The organism is Pseudomonas umsongensis (assembly GCF_012647205.1).
Lineage (GTDB): Bacteria > Pseudomonadota > Gammaproteobacteria > Pseudomonadales > Pseudomonadaceae > Aquipseudomonas > Aquipseudomonas umsongensis.
Map to the genome: position 1 here is coordinate 1,790,499 of NZ_CP051487.1, position 16,180 is coordinate 1,806,678.

The window sequence follows — 16,180 nt, forward strand, 5'->3', positions numbered from 1 at the left end:
GAAAAAATCCTGCGAGGGGCCTCTTCACCACTGTCCAGGCCTCTATATGCGTATCAAAGTCCACTGCCAGAACCGCATCGGCATCCTGCGCGACATTCTCAACCTGTTGGTCGAGTACGGCATCAACGTCGCTCGGGGCGAAGTGGGGGGCGAGCATGGCAATGCCATTTACCTGCACTGTCCGAACCTGATCAATATCCAGTTCCAGGCGCTGCGTCCGAAATTCGAAGCGATTGCCGGGGTGTTCGGTGTCAAGCGCGTAGGGCTGATGCCCAGTGAGCGTCGGCACATGGAGCTCAATGCGTTGCTCGGCGCGCTGGAGTTTCCGGTGTTGTCGATCGACATGGGCGGTTCGATCGTCGCGGCCAACCGCGCGGCGGCGCAGTTGCTGGGCGTGCGGGTGGATGAAGTGCCGGGGATTCCCTTGTCGCGTTACGCCGAGGATTTCGACTTGCCGGAGCTGGTGCGCGCCAACAAATCGCGGATCAACGGGCTGCGGGTCAAGGTCAAGGGCGATGTGTTCCTGGCCGACATCGCGCCCCTGCAATCGGAACATGACGACAGCGAAGCCATGGCCGGGGCGGTGCTGACCCTGCACCGTGCCGACCGGGTGGGCGAGCGCATCTATAACGTGCGCAAGCAGGAGTTGCGCGGCTTCGACAGCATCTTTCAAAGCTCGAAGGTGATGGCGGCGGTGGTGCGCGAAGCCCGGCGCATGGCACCGCTTGATGCACCGCTATTGATAGAAGGCGAAACCGGTACCGGTAAAGAGCTGTTGGCACGCGCCTGCCACCTGGCCAGCCCGCGTGGGCAATCGCCGCTGATGGCGCTCAATTGTGCCGGCCTGCCGGAGTCCATGGCCGAGACCGAGTTGTTCGGCTATGGCCCTGGTGCCTTCGAGGGCGCCCGGGCCGAGGGTAAGCTCGGCCTGTTGGAATTGACGGCCGGCGGTACGTTGTTTCTCGATGGTGTCGGGGAAATGAGCCCGCGGTTGCAGGTGAAACTGCTGCGTTTCCTACAGGATGGCTGCTTCCGTCGCGTCGGCAGCGATGAGGAGGTTTACCTCGATGTGCGGGTGATTTGCGCGACCCAGGTCGACCTGTCCGAACTCTGTGCCCGCGGCGAGTTTCGCCAGGACCTGTATCACCGTTTGAACGTGCTGTCGTTGCACATCCCCCCGCTGCGAGAATGCCTCGACGGCCTGACGCCGCTGGTGGAGCACTTTCTCGATCAGGCCAGCCGGCAGATCGGTTGCCCGCTGCCGAAACTCGCACCCGCGGCCATGGACCGGCTGAGCCATTACCATTGGCCGGGTAACGTACGGCAACTGGAAAACGTGCTGTTCCAGGCGGTCTCCCTGTGCGATGGCGGGACGGTCAAGGCCGAGCATATTCGTCTGCCGGATTATGGCGTGCGTCAGCCACTTGGCGACTTTTCGCTGGAGGGTGGGCTGGACGAGATTGTCGGGCGCTTTGAGAAAGCGGTGCTGGAGCGTTTGTATTCCGAGCATCCGAGCAGTCGGCAACTGGGTAAAAGGCTGGGGGTTTCGCATACCACCATTGCCAACAAGTTGCGTGATTATGAGGTGGGCAAGACAGAGTCTTAGCTGATTTTTGCGGTGATAGCGCACGCCTCTTCGCGAGCAGGCTCGCTCCCACAGGGGATCTTCAGTGCGCCGCAGATCCAATGTGGGAGCGAGCCTGCTCGCGAAGGCGGCGGTGGCCATCGCCCAAGGCCAAGCCTTGCCACCGACCGGCACGACACCGCCGGTTTTTCGTCTCTGACACAATCCCCGATTTCCCTCTAATTACCCTCAAGTCCTTTATTTGCCGGGCTTCGCGGCGCCCAAAACAACTTGGTCTGCAAATTGCTTATGCCACCTCAGTACAGCATCGGGCGGCAAACGTCCGGCAGGCAGAGGAAAGCGTGTGGACAAGTACCTTTATGTGGCAATGACCGGCGCCAGCCAGAATGCGCTGGCGCAAAAGGCTCATGCCAACAACCTGGCGAACATCTCTACCAGCGGCTTCCAGAAAGACCTGGAGCAGGCCCGCTCGATGCCGGTGTTCGGCGACAGCTTTCCGGCGCGTGCGTTTGCCTTGTCCGAGCGCCCGGCTACCGACTTTACCCCTGGCTCCCTGGTACAGACCGGGCGCGACCTGGATGTCGCCGTGCAGGGCAGTGGCTGGCTGGCGGTGCAGAACCCCGATGGCGGCGAAAGCTACGTGCGTACCGGCAGCCTGGTGGTGGACGCCTTGGGCGTACTGCGCGCTGGCAATGGCATGCCGGTGATCGGCAATGGCGGACCGATTGCCGTGCCGCCCGAACAGCAGATCGAAGTCGGCGAGGACGGCACCATCAGCATCCGGGCGATGGGCGAAGGCCCGCGCGTCATGGCCGAAGTCGATCGCATCAAGCTGGTCAACCCGGACATCAAGAACATGACCAAGGGCCTGGACGGTTCGATCCACACCAAGGACGGTGCACCTGCGCAAGCCGATGCTGGCGTCAAGCTGGTGTCCGGTTTCCTTGAGTCGAGCAACGTCAATGCCGTGGACGAGATGACCCAGGTGCTGGCCCTGTCGAAGCAGTTCGAGCTGCACATCAAGATGATGAACACCGCCAAAGAAGACGACCAGGCCATGGCTCGGGTCTTGCAGATCAGCTAATTACCAGAACGTCGCGCCGTAAAACAGGCGCACGAGGAGAATCGAATGCTTCCGGCTCTATGGGTTGCCAAAACCGGTCTGTCCGCCCAGGACACCAACCTGACCACCATTTCCAACAACCTGGCCAACGTGTCGACCACGGGTTTCAAGCGTGACCGCGCCGAGTTCCAGGACTTGCTGTACCAGATCAAGCGTCAGCCAGGGGCCCAGTCGACCCAGGACAGCGAACTGCCATCGGGCCTGCAACTGGGTACCGGTGTGCGCATTGTCGGCACCCAGAAAAACTTCAACGCCGGCAGCCTGCAAACCACCGAGCAACCCCTGGACATGGCCATCGACGGTCGCGGCTTCTTCCAGATCCTGCAGCCGGACGGCACCACGTCCTACACCCGTGATGGTACTTTCCACCTGGACTCCAACGGCCAGATCGTCAACGCCAGCGGCTTTGCCCTGGAGCCGGCAATCGTCATTCCGAACGACGCCCAGACCTTCACCGTGGGCAAGGACGGCACCGTGTCCATCACCGTCGCCGGCAACCCGGCTTCCCAGGTGATCGGCAACCTGCAGACCGCCGACTTCATCAACCCGGCCGGCTTGCAAGCGGTGGGCAACAACCTGTTCCTGGAAACCGCCGCCAGTGGCGCGCCGCAAGTTGGCACCCCGGGCCTCGCCGGTTTCGGCACCACGCTGCAGAACACCCTGGAAACTTCCAACGTCAGCACCGTTGAAGAGATGGTCAACATGATCACCACCCAACGCGCCTACGAGATGAACTCCAAGGTGATCTCCACCGCCGACCAGATGCTCTCGTTCGTAACGCAGAATCTGTAATCAAGTCTATGAGGCGGCCGTGCGGCCGCCTGCAGCACCGTGAGGTAGGGTCATGAAACGCTTCGTCTCTGTTCTGGCATTGAGTGGGATTACCGCGCTCGCAGGCTGCGTGCCCGTGTCGCCCAAGCCCAATGACCCTTACTACGCCCCGGTGTTGCCGCGCACGCCGTTGCCGGCTGCCGCCAACAACGGTTCGATCTACCAGGCCGGTTTCGAGCAGAACCTGTACAGCGACCGCAAGGCGTTCCGGGTCGGTGACATCATCACCATCACCCTGAACGAGAAGACCCAGGCGAGTAAAAACGCCAACTCGCAAATTGGCAAGAACAGCAAGACCGGCATCGGCCTGACCTCGCTGTTCGGTAGCAGCGCAACCACCAACAACCCGTTCGGCGATGGCGACCTGAGCCTGAGCGCCAGCTATGAAGGTGACCGCGCGACCAAGGGCGACAGCAAGGCCGGGCAGGGCAACAGCCTGACCGGTTCGATCACCGTGACGGTGGCGGATGTCTTGCCCAACGGCATCATCGCCGTGCGTGGCGAGAAGTGGCTGACCCTCAACACCGGTGACGAACTGGTACGGATTGCCGGCCTGGTGCGCGCCGATGACATTGCCACCGACAACACCGTGTCGTCGACCCGCGTCGCCGATGCACGCATCACCTACTCGGGCACCGGTTCCTTTGCCGATGCGAGTCAGCCAGGCTGGTTCGACCGTTTCTTCCTCAGCCCGCTGTTCCCTTTCTAGGTGGTCACCTTGCATTTCAAAAGCCTCATGGTGGCCGCATTGTTGATGTCTGCGGCCTTCAACGCTCAAGCCGAGCGCCTGAAGGACATCGCCAGCATTTCCGGCGTGCGCACCAACCAATTGATCGGTTACGGCCTGGTGGTCGGGCTTAACGGCACTGGCGACCAGACGACGCAAACCCCGTTCACCTTGCAGACCTTCAACAACATGCTCTCGCAGTTCGGCATCAAAGTGCCGCCGGGTTCGGGCAACGTGCAGTTGAAGAACGTCGCGGCAGTCTCGATCAGTGCCGACTTACCGGCCTTCGCCAAGCCAGGTCAGCAGATCGACATCACCGTGGCCTCCATCGGTAACTCCAAGAGCCTGCGCGGCGGCACCTTGCTGCTGACGCCGCTCAAGGGGATCGACGGCAACGTCTATGCGGTGGCCCAGGGCAACCTGGTGGTCGGCGGTTTCGATGCCGAAGGTCGCGACGGCTCGAAGATCACGGTCAACGTGCCGTCGGCCGGTCGCATCCCCGGCGGTGCCTCGGTCGAGCGTGCCGTGCCGAGCGGTTTCAACCAGGGCAACAGCCTGACCCTGAACCTCAACCGTTCCGACTTCACCACGGCTAAGCGCATCGTCGACAAGATCAACGACATGCTCGGCCCTGGCGTGGCCCAGGCCATCGACGGCGGATCGGTGCGCGTCACCGCGCCGCTGGACCCAAGCCAGCGTGTCGATTACCTGTCGATCCTGGAAAACCTCGAGATCGATCCGGGGCAGGCGGTGGCCAAGGTCATCATCAACTCGCGCACCGGCACCATCGTGATTGGCCAGAACGTCAAGGTTTCGCCGGCCGCCGTCACCCACGGCAGCTTGACCGTGACCATTACCGAAGACCCTATCGTCAGCCAGCCAGGTCCCCTGTCCAATGGCCAGACGGCGGTCGTGCCGCGCTCGCGGGTCAATGCCGAGCAGGAAGCCAAGCCGATGTTCAAGTTCGGCCCGGGTACCACCCTCGACGAAATCGTGCGTGCGGTGAACCAGGTCGGCGCGGCACCGGGCGACCTGATGGCCATCCTTGAAGCACTGAAACAGGCTGGCGCCTTGCAAGCCGACCTGATCGTGATCTGAGGACGGCGACCATGGACATGAACAAGAGCGGTCGGGTCAGCAGCAGCGATTCAGGTGCGTTTTCCGACCTGAACCGGCTGAACCAGCTCAAGGTCGGCGACAAGAACAGCGACGCCAACATGCGCAAGGTGGCGCAGGAATTCGAGTCGCTGTTCCTCGGCGAGATGCTCAAGTCGATGCGCTCGGCCACCGAGTCGCTGGGCAAGGACAACCCGATGAACACCGCGGAGGCCAAGCAGTACCAGGAAATGTACGACCAGCAACTGGCGGTTTCCATGTCCCGCGAGGGCGGTGGTATCGGCCTGGCGGACGTGCTGATGCGGCAGATGTCGAAGAACAAGCCGCTGGCGCCGGGTGAAGCAGCGACGCTGTCGGCGGCCAAGCAGGAGGCAGCGAAAGCCGCCGTGCAAACCCCGGTGGCCGCAGGCACGACGGCGCTCAACGGGCCGCTGTCGCGGGTCAATGGCGAACGTCCATTGTGGGCTTCGCGTTCGGTCAGTGCACCGACAGGCGAGGGCGCGCATCGCAATGACATGGCGCTGATCAATCAGCGTCGCCTGGCCTTGCCGCCAAAACTGGCCGACCGCTTGCTCGCGGGCCTGTTGCCTTCCGCCACGCCGAACAGCGCTGGCGCGGTCAACAAGGCGCCATTGTCCGAGCGCGGCGCCAGCACCGGTTCCGGGCCCTTGTACAACGGCGACTGGCTGGCGAATGCCCAGGCAACAGAGAGCGGGTCCCTGCAGATCCAGGGGCGCGCCATTGCGCAAATCCCCTTGGCGCCGGCGAAAAAAGCCTTCGGCAGCGCCGACGAATTCGTCAATACCATGCTGCCGATGGCCAAGGAAGCGGCCGATCGCATTGGTGTCGATCCGCGTTACCTGGTGGCCCAGGCCGCTCTGGAAACCGGTTGGGGCAAGTCGGTCATGCGTGCCCAGGACGGCAGCAGTAGCCACAACCTGTTCGGCATCAAGGCCGGCAACAGTTGGCAGGGTGATTCGGCGCGGGCGATCACCAGCGAATTCAGGAACGGCGAGATGGTCAAGGAGACGGCCGAGTTCCGTTCCTACGACTCCTACAAGGACAGCTTCCATGACCTTGTCACGCTGCTGCAAACCAATAATCGCTATCAAGATGTAGTGAAGTCGGCCGATAACCCGGAACAGTTTGTGCGCGAACTGCAAAAGGCCGGTTACGCAACCGACCCGGCTTACGCCAGCAAGATTTCGCAGATAGCCAGGCAGATGACGAGTTATCAGAACTACGCTGCGGCGGGCGTTTCAACCACGCCTTTATAGACTAAGGGTCTGAACCATGAGTTTGCTCAACATCGGAATGTCGGGTCTGTCCGCTAGCCATGCATCGCTGGTGACTACCGGTAACAACATTTCCAACGTCGATACCGTCGGGTACTCGCGCCAACAAACCGTGCAGAACAGCAAAAGCTCCATTCAGTACGGCAATGTGTTCATCGGCACCGGCACCACGCTGGCCGACGTACGTCGGGTGTACAACAGCTACCTCGACGCGCAGTTGCAGACCTCGACCTCGCTCAACAGTGATGCGCAGGCTTACCTGGGCCAGGCCACCCAGGTGGACAAACTGCTGTCCGACAGCGGCACCGGTGTGACCAAGACCCTGCAATCGTTCTTTTCGGCCATGCAAACCCTGGCCGGCAGTTCCAACGACAACGCCGCGCGCCAGGCCTTGCTGACCAACGCCCAAGGCTTGAGCGGCCGCTTCAATGCCATTTCCCAGCAATTGAAGCAGCAAGGTACCTACATCAACGATCAGCTGGGTTCGATGGCTGACCAGGTCAACAAACTGGCGTCGACCGTTGCGGCGTACAACAAGAAAATCAGTGAAGTCAGCAGTTCGGGCGGCACGCCCAACGAGCTGCTGGACCAGCGTAACGAAACCATCCGCCAGCTCAATGAACTGGTGGGCACCCAGGTCACCGAGACCGAAGGGCGCATGGATATCTACCTGGGCAGCGGCCAGCCATTGGTGGTGGGCGACACCGTCAACAAACTGCGCGTGGCGGCCGACCCAGCCGACCCGACCCGTTCCTCGGTCATCATGGATCGCAACGGTTCGTCGATCGACATCACCAACGTGATGAGCGGCGGCGAGATGGGCGGGCTGTTGCGTTATCGCAATGATGTATTGACCCCGGCAGTCAACGGCCTGGGGCGTATAGCCATGGTCGTGGCCGATCAGGTCAACAAGCAATTGGGGCAGGGCCTGGATCAGAACGGCAATTTCGGCGCAGCGTTGTTCAATAACATCAACAGTGCAGCGGCCATCAGTCAGCGCAGCATTGCCAATGCCAACAACGACCCGGCGTCCGGCAACCTCAACGTTACCATTCAGGACACCAGCAAGCTGGCAGCCAGCGATTATCAGGTGACCTTCACCAGCGCCACGGGCTACAGCGTGCGGCGCCTGTCGGATAACACCGACATGGGCACTTTCACCTTGGGCGCGACCCCGACGCCGGTCATCGACGGCTTCAGTCTGAGCCTCAATGCAGGCCCGGTGAATGCCGGCGACACTTTCAAGATTACCCCGACCCGCAGCTCTGCCGCAGACATGGCCACGGTCATGACAGACACCAAGACCCTGGCCACGGCCGCTCCGCTGACGTCCACCAAGGCTGCGGGAAATAACGGTACCGGCGCTGTCGGCCAGCCGACCCTGAGCACAAGCCTGGACATCTACGACCCGGTTCAGCGCCTGGAAGTGCAGGCGGCGGTCAAGGCATCGATGCCGGTTCGCATGCTCATGACTAGCGCCACCGCCTATGAAGTGTTCGACGCCAAGGGCACCAGCATCGGCACCGGGAACATCGTGCCTGGCCAGAACAACGACCTGAATATTTCGGTGCCCTACACCGATGCCGGCGGCGCTGCCAAAACCTTCAAGGTGGCGATGACGGTCAGCGGCAGCCCGGCATCGGGCGACAGTTTCAACATTGCCATGACCGGAGCCAGCAGCACCGACAACCGCAATGCTCAGGCGCTGCTGGGGCTGCAATCCAAGGCTACGATCGGCGCCACTGCCACCAGCCCGGGCGTGAGTTTTACCGAAGCGTATGGTGGTCTGGTGACGACCGTCGGCTCCCTGACCAAGCAGGGTCAGCTGGATGCCACGGCCACCGACACCATCGTGACCGGTGCACGCAACGCGCGGGACTCGCTGTCGGGCGTCGACCTCGACGAAGAGGCGGGTAACCTGACCAAGTACCAGCAGTACTACACGGCCTCTTCGCAGATCATCAAGACTGCGCAGGAAATTTTCAGCACCCTGATCAATGCCCTTTAAGGAGCCGTAGAACATGCGTATTTCTACCGCACAGTATTACGCCACGACGGCTGCCAACTATTCGCGCAACCTCAACAACGTGATGAAGACGGCGGAGCAGGCCAGCAGTGGTGTGAAGCTCGAGACCGCGGCAGATGATCCGGTCGGCGCGGCGCGGCTGCTGCAACTCGAACAGCAAAAAGCCATGCTGGGTCAGTACACCACCAACATCAACGCCTTGAATACCGCTCAGGCGCAGGAAGAAGGCGTGCTCGACACTATCAACAACGTGCTGCAGAAAGTCAGCGAGTTGGCGATTCGGGCGGGTGGCGGATCGTTGAACGACGATGACCGCAAATCCATCGCCGCTGAGCTCAAACAGTCCGAAGAGCAATTGCTGAGCCTGATGAACAGCAAGGACGCAAACGGCAAGTACATCTTCTCCGGCGCCAGCAACAACACGCAGCCATTTGTACGCAATGGTGATGGCACCTACAGCTACCAGGGCGACCAGACCCAGTTGGAACTGAAAATCGGCGATTCGATGTCGCTGGGCCTGAACGATACTGGGTGGGACGTTTTCCAGCAGGCGATCAATGCTGCACGTAGTTCGACCACAATGACCGCACCCGCCGTCGATGACGGTCGTGTAGCGCTTTCGCCCGGCCTGGTGAGCTCAGGTCCGACCTTCGATGCGAATTTCCGCAGCGGTCAGCCTTATACCCTGTCGTTCGTCAGTAGCACCCAGTACAAGATCACCGATGCATCGGGTAATGACGTGACCGCTGAAGCAGGTGGCGGTGGCAAGTTCGATCCGAATGCCAAGGGCGGTTCCGACGTCGATTTCCGCGGTGTGACCTTCAAGCTGGACATAACGTTCCAGGCCGGCGACACCCCCGCCGACTCCGCCAGTGCCGATGCGGTCATCGCTGGTCACAGCTTTCAGTTGACGGCCAAGCCTGACAGCTTCGTCGCCAACCGCGCGCCGAGCAACACTTCGACTGCGATCATTTCCCAGGCCGTAGTGACCAACGCGAGCGATTACAAGAGCTTCTTCCCGGAAGGCGGGGCGGTGCTGAAGTTCACCGGTCCCGGGACTTTCGAGATGTATGCGCGTCCGTTGACTGCTGGCAGCACGCCAGTGACCACTGGGACCGTGACCGCTGGCGTGGCGACGGCAGCTGGTGTCAGCTTTACCCTCGGCGGCACGCCGGCGGTTCCAGCGGCAGGTGATCAGTTCGATATTGCGGTCAACACCCACCAGACCCAGAACGTGCTCGACACCATCAGCCAGCTGCGTTCGGCGCTCGATGCACCGACCCAGGGCAACCCGGTCGCACAACGTTTTCTCGAAGATACCGTGGCTTCGGCCATTGCCAATCTGAACAACTCGAAGAACCAGGTCGACCTTGCCCGTGGCGCCATCGGTGCCCGTGGCAACGTCATGGACATGCAGACCGAGCAGAACACCAGCACCGGCCTGATCAACGAATCGAGCGGAAATTCGATCAAGAACACCGACCCGGCGGAAGTGCTGACGCGTCTGACCTTGCAGCAAACCATGCTGCAGGCCGCGCAACTGGCATTCGCCAAGATTTCCCAGCTGAGCCTGTTCAACAAGCTTTGAGTCAGCCCTGATCACTCCGCGGCCGGTCCCTGTCATAGGCGACTGGCCTTTTTTTTGGGTTCTTTTTTGAATGTAACGAAGCGTGGCAGGACGCGATCCGGACCACAAAATCAAATAAAGCATCGAACTCTGAGTGACCCGTCGGTCAAAACGCGCATCTTCACTGTATCCTGTCTGCGGGCGGTGAAGGTGGTGGGCTGTTCAAGGTGAATCCTTGAGTCCTGACGTTGCCTCCTCTGGGGGCCAGGCCCTGTCTGTAGACGCCCTCGATTCAGCGAGCGGCGATGTTCAGCTGTTTATTATTGGGAAGCCATAATGATTGGCATAAAAAATATAGCGAGTTACGTGCCGACAGCCGGGGTTGATAACTACGCCCAGGGTGCAAAGTTCGACAAGGACGAAACCTTCATCCTTGGCAAGATCGGCTCGGCATTTTTGCCGCGCATGGCTGCCGATCAGGAAACCTCCGACCTGTGCGTCGAAGCAGCCAATGCGCTGTTTGCCGCCAGTCCCGAACTGAAACGTGAGTCCATCGACTGCCTGATCGTCGTCACCCAGAACGGTGATGAGGAAGGATTGCCGCACACCGCTGCGATCGTTCAGGACAAGTTGGGCTTGCCGACCCATGTCGCCGCTTTCGATATTTCCCTGGGCTGTTCCGGTTATGTGTACGGCCTCTATGCGATCAAAGGCTTCATGGAGGCGGCAGGGCTGAAGAACGGCCTGCTGATCACCGCTGACCCTTACTCGAAGATCGTCGATCCGGAAGACCGCAACACCACCATGTTGTTTGGCGATGCTGCGACTGCCACCTGGATGGGCGAAAATGCGGTCTGGCAATTGGGCAAGTCGAAGTTCGGTACTGATGGTTCCGGCGCGCCGCATCTGAAGGTCACCGATGGGGTGTTCTTCATGAATGGCCGCCAGGTCTTCAACTTTGCCTTGCTCAAGGTTCCGGCGCATCTGCATGAGTTGCTGGAGGAGTCGAATTTGCAGGCCAGCGATATCAACGCCTTCTGCATTCACCAGGGCAGCGCGGCGATTGTCGATGCCGTGGCGCGTCGTTTTGAAGAAGGCGAGCCCGAGAAGTTCGTCAAGGACATGCTCGAAACCGGTAACACGGTGTCGTCGAGTATTCCGCTGCTGCTGCAGAACCACGTGTTCGATTCCAAGTGGACTCGCGTGGCCATCAGTGGCTTCGGCGTGGGCCTCTCGTGGGGTTCGGCGATTCTCTATCGCGGCTGATCGGTTTTTCAGCGCTCGTGAACAAAAACGCCCGGTAACGCAAATTATCGGGCGTTTTGCGTTTTCCTGGCGCCAGCTTTCTGGCTCTAAAGCCCTGAAAATAAAGGGCTGGCACCCTGCCACTAAAAATTTGCAAAAAACCCCTCAAGCAAAGCCTGTTCACGACGATAACTATTACGTAGGTTCTCTAGGCCAAACCCGACGGATGTCAGGGCCGGAAGCCGAAGTATCCATCCAACGAGGATTTCGTCATGGCTTTAACCGTAAACACCAACCTTGCTTCCTTGACCGTTCAGAACAACCTGAACAAAGCTTCCGGCAATCTGCAAACTTCGATGCAGCGCCTGTCCTCCGGCCTGCGTATCAACAGCGCTAAAGACGACGCTGCCGGCCTGCAAATTTCCAACCGTCTGACCAGCCAGATCAACGGCCTGGGCACCGCGATCAAGAACGCCGGTGACGGTATCTCCATCGCGCAAACTGCTGAAGGCGCGATGCAGGAATCCACTAACATCCTGCAAAAAATGCGTACCCTGGCTCTGGCTTCCGCGAACGGCTCGCCAAGCGATGACGACCGTAAGTCGAACAACGCTGAATACGCTGCTCTGACTGCCGAACTGACCCGTATCTCTACCACCACTACTTTCGGTGGTCGTAACCTGCTGGACGGTTCCTTCGGTACTACCCAGTTCCAGGTCGGCGCCAACTCCAACCAGACCATCAACATGACTCTGGGCGACGTATCGGCTAACAACATCGGTTCTCAGCAGCTGAAAAGCTTAGCAATCGCACCGAGCGCAACAGGTCTGACTCCTGGTGGCGCGGTAACTCTGGTTGGTGGTGGTCAATCCGGCGGCTTCACCGTTGGTGCAGGTTCTTCGGCCAAGACTATCGCTTCGCAGATCAACACAGCAGCTATTGGTGGTGTGACCGCGACTGCCAGCACAGAAGCCAAATTCACTGTTGACACTGCTGCCATCCTGGCCACCGCAGCTCCATCGAACGCTAACTTCGAAGTCAACGTAGGTGGCGTGGCTGGTGTTGGCGGTACCACCGTGAAAATGGTGGGTGTGACCACCACCGCTGAATTGGCGGACCAACTGAAATCCAACGCCGCCAAACTGGGCATCAGCGTTAACTACGATGCCAAGGCAGGTACCCTGTCGGTTAAATCCGACACCGGCGAGAACATCGCTCTGAACAATGGTGACGCTGGTGCAGTCGCTGGTATCAAAATTGCTGCCAAAGACGGTGCCGGTGCTTTCGGTGCTGGTGTGTCTGCCGCTGCAGGCGTGATTCAAGCGACTGGTGCTGTTTCCCTGAACTCCGCCAACAGTTACTCGATGAGCGGTGTTGGTGTGACTGGTCTGTTCGGTGCCGGTACTGTTGCAAGCTCGGCCAAAACCACTGTTGCCGCTACTAACGTTACTACTGCTGCCAACGCTCAGAACGCCATCGACGTGATCAGCCAGGCGATCTCGGCGATCGACTCCCAGCGTGCCGACCTCGGTGCGGTACAAAACCGTTTCGACAGCACCGTAGCCAACCTGCGCAGCATCTCGGACAACTCCACCTCTGCTCGTGGTGTGATCCAGGACGTTGACTTCGCGGCTGAAACTGCACAGCTGACCAAGCAACAAACCCTGCAACAGGCTTCCACCGCGATCCTGTCGCAAGCCAACCAGCTGCCATCGGCAGTACTGAAGCTGCTGGGTTAATTCCAGCGCGTGGTAAATAACGGAAGGGCGCGTTTACGCGCCCTTTTGTTTTTTCATGATCGGGAGGTCAGGCATGGACATGAGCGTCAAGTTGAATCAGTCCTATCCCGCTGTTGCTCCTCAGGGCGTAACACCGAGTTTCACTGAAAAGCCAGAGCAGCCCAAGAATGAATCGGTAAAGGCCTCGAGCGTCGAGCCTAAGCGAGACGAGCTGGAAAAAGCTGTCACTGATATTCAGGAGTTTGTCCAGGCTGCCCAGCGCAATCTGGATTTTTCCATTGATGATTCCACTGGTCGGGTCGTGGTCAAGGTCATTGCTACCGAAACGGGACTGGTGATTCGTCAGATCCCATCGGAAGCTGCACTTAAACTGGCACAAAGTCTGTCGGACGCCAGTAGCTTGTTGTTTGACGAAAAAGTTTGAGCTGGCATGATTTTTGTTGCTGTCGCTGTTTAAGACGTTCCTGGTCAAGAAAACGGCAGCCACTGGATAAGGAGAGAGAAGATGGCGGGTACATCGGTTAGCGGTATTGGTTCGAACATCGATACCCAGGCGATTGTGAAGTCTTTGGTGGACTCTGAAAGAGCGCCAAAACAGACGCAAATCAACAATCAAACACTGAAAGCAACCACCTCGCTGTCGTCGATCGGCAAAATCCAGGCGGCGCTGGATGCCTTCCGTGGCGCATTGGATAACATGAAAACCGCCTCCAGCTTCAGTGGTTTGAGCGGTATTTCTTCCGATGAAAAGGTCGCCTCCGTGACCACCGGTAACGGTGCGGCGGCAGGCAACTTCTCGCTGCTGGTCACCCAGCTGGCAACTGCATCGAAAATTTCGACCAAGGTCTACACCGACGGCGCCTCTGCGGTGGTCAATGCCGGTGCGGTGCCATCCACACTGACCATTAAGCAAGGTACCGACACCTTTGATGTCAGCATTCCTGCGGGTGCGACGTTGCAGCAGGTCCGCGACTCGATCAACTCCCAGTATTCGAACCAGGGCTTGAGTGCCAACATCCTCACCGATGCCAACGGTTCCCGGATGGTGCTGACTTCCAATAAAACCGGTGTCGGTTCGAACCTGACCCTGGCAGGTAACTCGGGTCTGGAAACCGGTGCCTCGGTTCTCGCGACGCCACAGAACGCCAAGTACACACTGGACGGCGTGGCGATGGAATCCAAGAGCAATACCATTGCCGATGCTGTGAGCGGGATCACCCTCAAGTTGACAGGCGTTTCTCCGGTTCCTGCCAGCGGCACGGCGACGCCAACGACTATCACGGTGTCCGCCGATACGGCGACCTTGAAGTCTGCGGTCAAGGGGTTTGTCGATACCTACAACGCGCTGATCAAGGCGGCCAACACCGAAACCCAGGTTACAACCAACGCCGATGGTTCGATGACGACTGGCGCTCTGACGGGCGATGCGTCCCTGCGTTCGCTGCTGTCGTCGGTACGTACCGAGTTGAACGCCATGGGCGGCACCGGTCAGATGAAGTCCCTCGCTCAATTTGGTGTCGAGACTGATCAGAAGACCGGTCTGCTGTCGATCAACGATAAGATTTTTGATGCAGCAGCACTTACCAATGCCGCTGATATCAAAGGAATCTTTGCCGGCGATACCGGTTTGCTTGCGCGCATGAAGTCCGCCACCGACAGTTTCGCGCAGAAAACTACCGGGGTTTTTGCAGCGCGCTCGTCGAGCTTGAGTGACAGCCTCAATGATCTCAAAAAGCAACAGGACTCCCTCGATGCGCGGATGGCCAGCTTGCAAACCAGTCTGAGCGCCAAATACACGGCCATGGACTCGCTGGTGGCCAGGCTGCGCGCCCAGAGCGACAGCATCATGACCACGCTCAATGCGCTGAACAATCCGAAGTCGGACTGATCCGCATCAGATATGAAAAACCCAGGCAGGCTGTCATGGCTGCGCCTGGGTTTTTTCTTTGGCGCAGTGGCAGCGTTAAAGTTCTGCGCCGATCAGTCGACATAAAGATCAGAGCCTTCCCAATTTCAAGCTGTTGTCTGTCACGAGGTAGAACCATGAACCCCATGAGAGCCCTTCGCCAATATCAGAAGGTCAATTCCCATGCCCAGATCTCTGAAGCCAACCCCCATCGCCTGGTACAGTTGCTGATGGAGGGCGGGCTGGATCGCATGGCTCAGGCCAGGGGCGCCATGGAGCGTGGCGACATCGCGCTCAAGGGGTTGATGCTGGGCAAGGCGGTAGACATCATCATCGGCCTGCGCGACGGCCTGAATCCGGAAAAAACCGATGATCCGGCTTCGCTGCAGCAGCTCGATAATTTGTACGCCTACATGATGACGCGTCTGATGGAAGCCAATCGCGAAAACGATGCTGCCATCATCGACGAAGTAGCAGGTTTGCTCGAAACCCTTAAAAGCGGCTGGGATGCGATTGGAACCCCACAGGCCTGACGGCCGAGGATGACGTCATGAGTCAAGCACTGCGGCGAATTGAAGAAACCCGTGAAGCCCTGGTCGATGCCCTGGCGGCGCGTAACTGGGACATGATTGGCGAACTTGATGTGGCGTGTCGCGAATGCGTCGATGAGGTGCTCACCGAGGCGCCGATCGACGAAGAAGCATTACGCACCCACCTTGAGAGCTTGCTGGCGGTGTACAAAGATTTATTGACGGTGACGATGGGAGAGCGTCAGGCGATAGTCGATGAGATGTCGCAGATCAACCAGGCGAAGAGTGCCGCAAAGGTTTACCATCTGTTTGGTTAATTATTTTCTGCTTAATCCGTGCTTATTGCGCCATAAATTTGACTGTGAACGGTTTTTTGACTTTACTAGTGGCTGTTTCCAGATTTCGGGCGTCTACAGGCATTAACGGTCTGCAAGCGTCTAGCTTGCCCACTCATTTCGGGCACCGGGTCGACTAGGGAAGTTACGATTGC

Annotated in this window: 14 protein-coding genes; all 14 read left to right on the forward strand. The window is 59.3% G+C overall.

Features of this window, described 5'->3' with window-relative positions; translation table 11 throughout:
• The first annotated feature begins 46 nt into the window (after positions 1 to 46).
• The 14 genes from HGP31_RS08120 (at position 47) to fliT (ending at position 16,007) form a co-directional block, all read left to right on the forward strand.
• Positions 47 to 1,606 carry a sigma-54-dependent phenylalanine hydroxylase transcriptional regulator PhhR gene (locus tag HGP31_RS08120; RefSeq protein ID WP_020796934.1) on the forward strand — a complete coding sequence of 520 codons (1,560 nt, stop codon included), beginning with the start codon at positions 47 to 49 and terminating at the stop codon, positions 1,604 to 1,606.
• A 322-nt stretch (positions 1,607 to 1,928) separates the two neighbouring features.
• On the forward strand, positions 1,929 to 2,669 hold the full coding sequence (locus tag HGP31_RS08125; protein ID WP_020796936.1) for a flagellar basal body rod protein FlgF: 741 nt from the start codon (positions 1,929 to 1,931) through the stop codon (positions 2,667 to 2,669).
• Positions 2,670 to 2,714: 45 nt separating this feature from the next.
• Complete coding sequence (gene flgG, locus HGP31_RS08130) at positions 2,715 to 3,500, forward strand: flagellar basal-body rod protein FlgG (protein ID WP_008055493.1); 786 nt, start codon at positions 2,715 to 2,717, stop codon at positions 3,498 to 3,500.
• 52 nt (positions 3,501 to 3,552) lie between these two features.
• Complete coding sequence (gene flgH / locus HGP31_RS08135; protein ID WP_020796937.1) at positions 3,553 to 4,248, forward strand: flagellar basal body L-ring protein FlgH; 696 nt, start codon at positions 3,553 to 3,555, stop codon at positions 4,246 to 4,248.
• Between the two features lie 27 nt (positions 4,249 to 4,275).
• Positions 4,276 to 5,364, forward strand: a complete 1,089-nt coding sequence (locus HGP31_RS08140) for a flagellar basal body P-ring protein FlgI (protein ID WP_042955327.1) — start codon at positions 4,276 to 4,278, stop codon at positions 5,362 to 5,364.
• An 11-nt stretch (positions 5,365 to 5,375) separates the two neighbouring features.
• Positions 5,376 to 6,659: a flagellar assembly peptidoglycan hydrolase FlgJ gene (gene flgJ, locus HGP31_RS08145; RefSeq protein ID WP_168757437.1), complete on the forward strand. Its 1,284-nt coding sequence runs from the start codon at positions 5,376 to 5,378 to the stop codon at positions 6,657 to 6,659.
• Positions 6,660 to 6,675: 16 nt separating this feature from the next.
• Positions 6,676 to 8,685 carry a flagellar hook-associated protein FlgK gene (gene flgK, locus HGP31_RS08150; protein WP_168757438.1) on the forward strand — a complete coding sequence of 670 codons (2,010 nt, stop codon included), beginning with the start codon at positions 6,676 to 6,678 and terminating at the stop codon, positions 8,683 to 8,685.
• Between the two features lie 13 nt (positions 8,686 to 8,698).
• On the forward strand, positions 8,699 to 10,291 hold the full coding sequence (locus tag HGP31_RS08155) for a flagellar hook-associated protein 3 (RefSeq protein WP_168757439.1): 1,593 nt from the start codon (positions 8,699 to 8,701) through the stop codon (positions 10,289 to 10,291).
• Between the two features lie 315 nt (positions 10,292 to 10,606).
• Positions 10,607 to 11,536, forward strand: a complete 930-nt coding sequence (locus HGP31_RS08160) for a ketoacyl-ACP synthase III (RefSeq protein WP_168757440.1) — start codon at positions 10,607 to 10,609, stop codon at positions 11,534 to 11,536.
• Between the two features lie 251 nt (positions 11,537 to 11,787).
• Positions 11,788 to 13,254, forward strand: coding sequence for a flagellin N-terminal helical domain-containing protein (locus tag HGP31_RS08165; RefSeq protein ID WP_168757441.1), 1,467 nt, complete (start codon positions 11,788 to 11,790; stop codon positions 13,252 to 13,254).
• Between the two features lie 73 nt (positions 13,255 to 13,327).
• Positions 13,328 to 13,678, forward strand: a complete 351-nt coding sequence (locus tag HGP31_RS08170; protein WP_168757442.1) for a flagellar protein FlaG — start codon at positions 13,328 to 13,330, stop codon at positions 13,676 to 13,678.
• Between the two features lie 81 nt (positions 13,679 to 13,759).
• Positions 13,760 to 15,142, forward strand: a complete 1,383-nt coding sequence (gene fliD / locus HGP31_RS08175; protein WP_168757443.1) for a flagellar filament capping protein FliD — start codon at positions 13,760 to 13,762, stop codon at positions 15,140 to 15,142.
• 155 nt (positions 15,143 to 15,297) lie between these two features.
• Entirely contained in the window at positions 15,298 to 15,693 is a 396-nt protein-coding gene (gene fliS, locus HGP31_RS08180; RefSeq protein ID WP_168757444.1) for a flagellar export chaperone FliS, read from the forward strand.
• 17 nt (positions 15,694 to 15,710) lie between these two features.
• Positions 15,711 to 16,007, forward strand: a complete 297-nt coding sequence (fliT, locus tag HGP31_RS08185) for a flagellar protein FliT (RefSeq protein ID WP_168757445.1) — start codon at positions 15,711 to 15,713, stop codon at positions 16,005 to 16,007.
• Positions 16,008 to 16,180 lie beyond the last annotated feature (173 nt).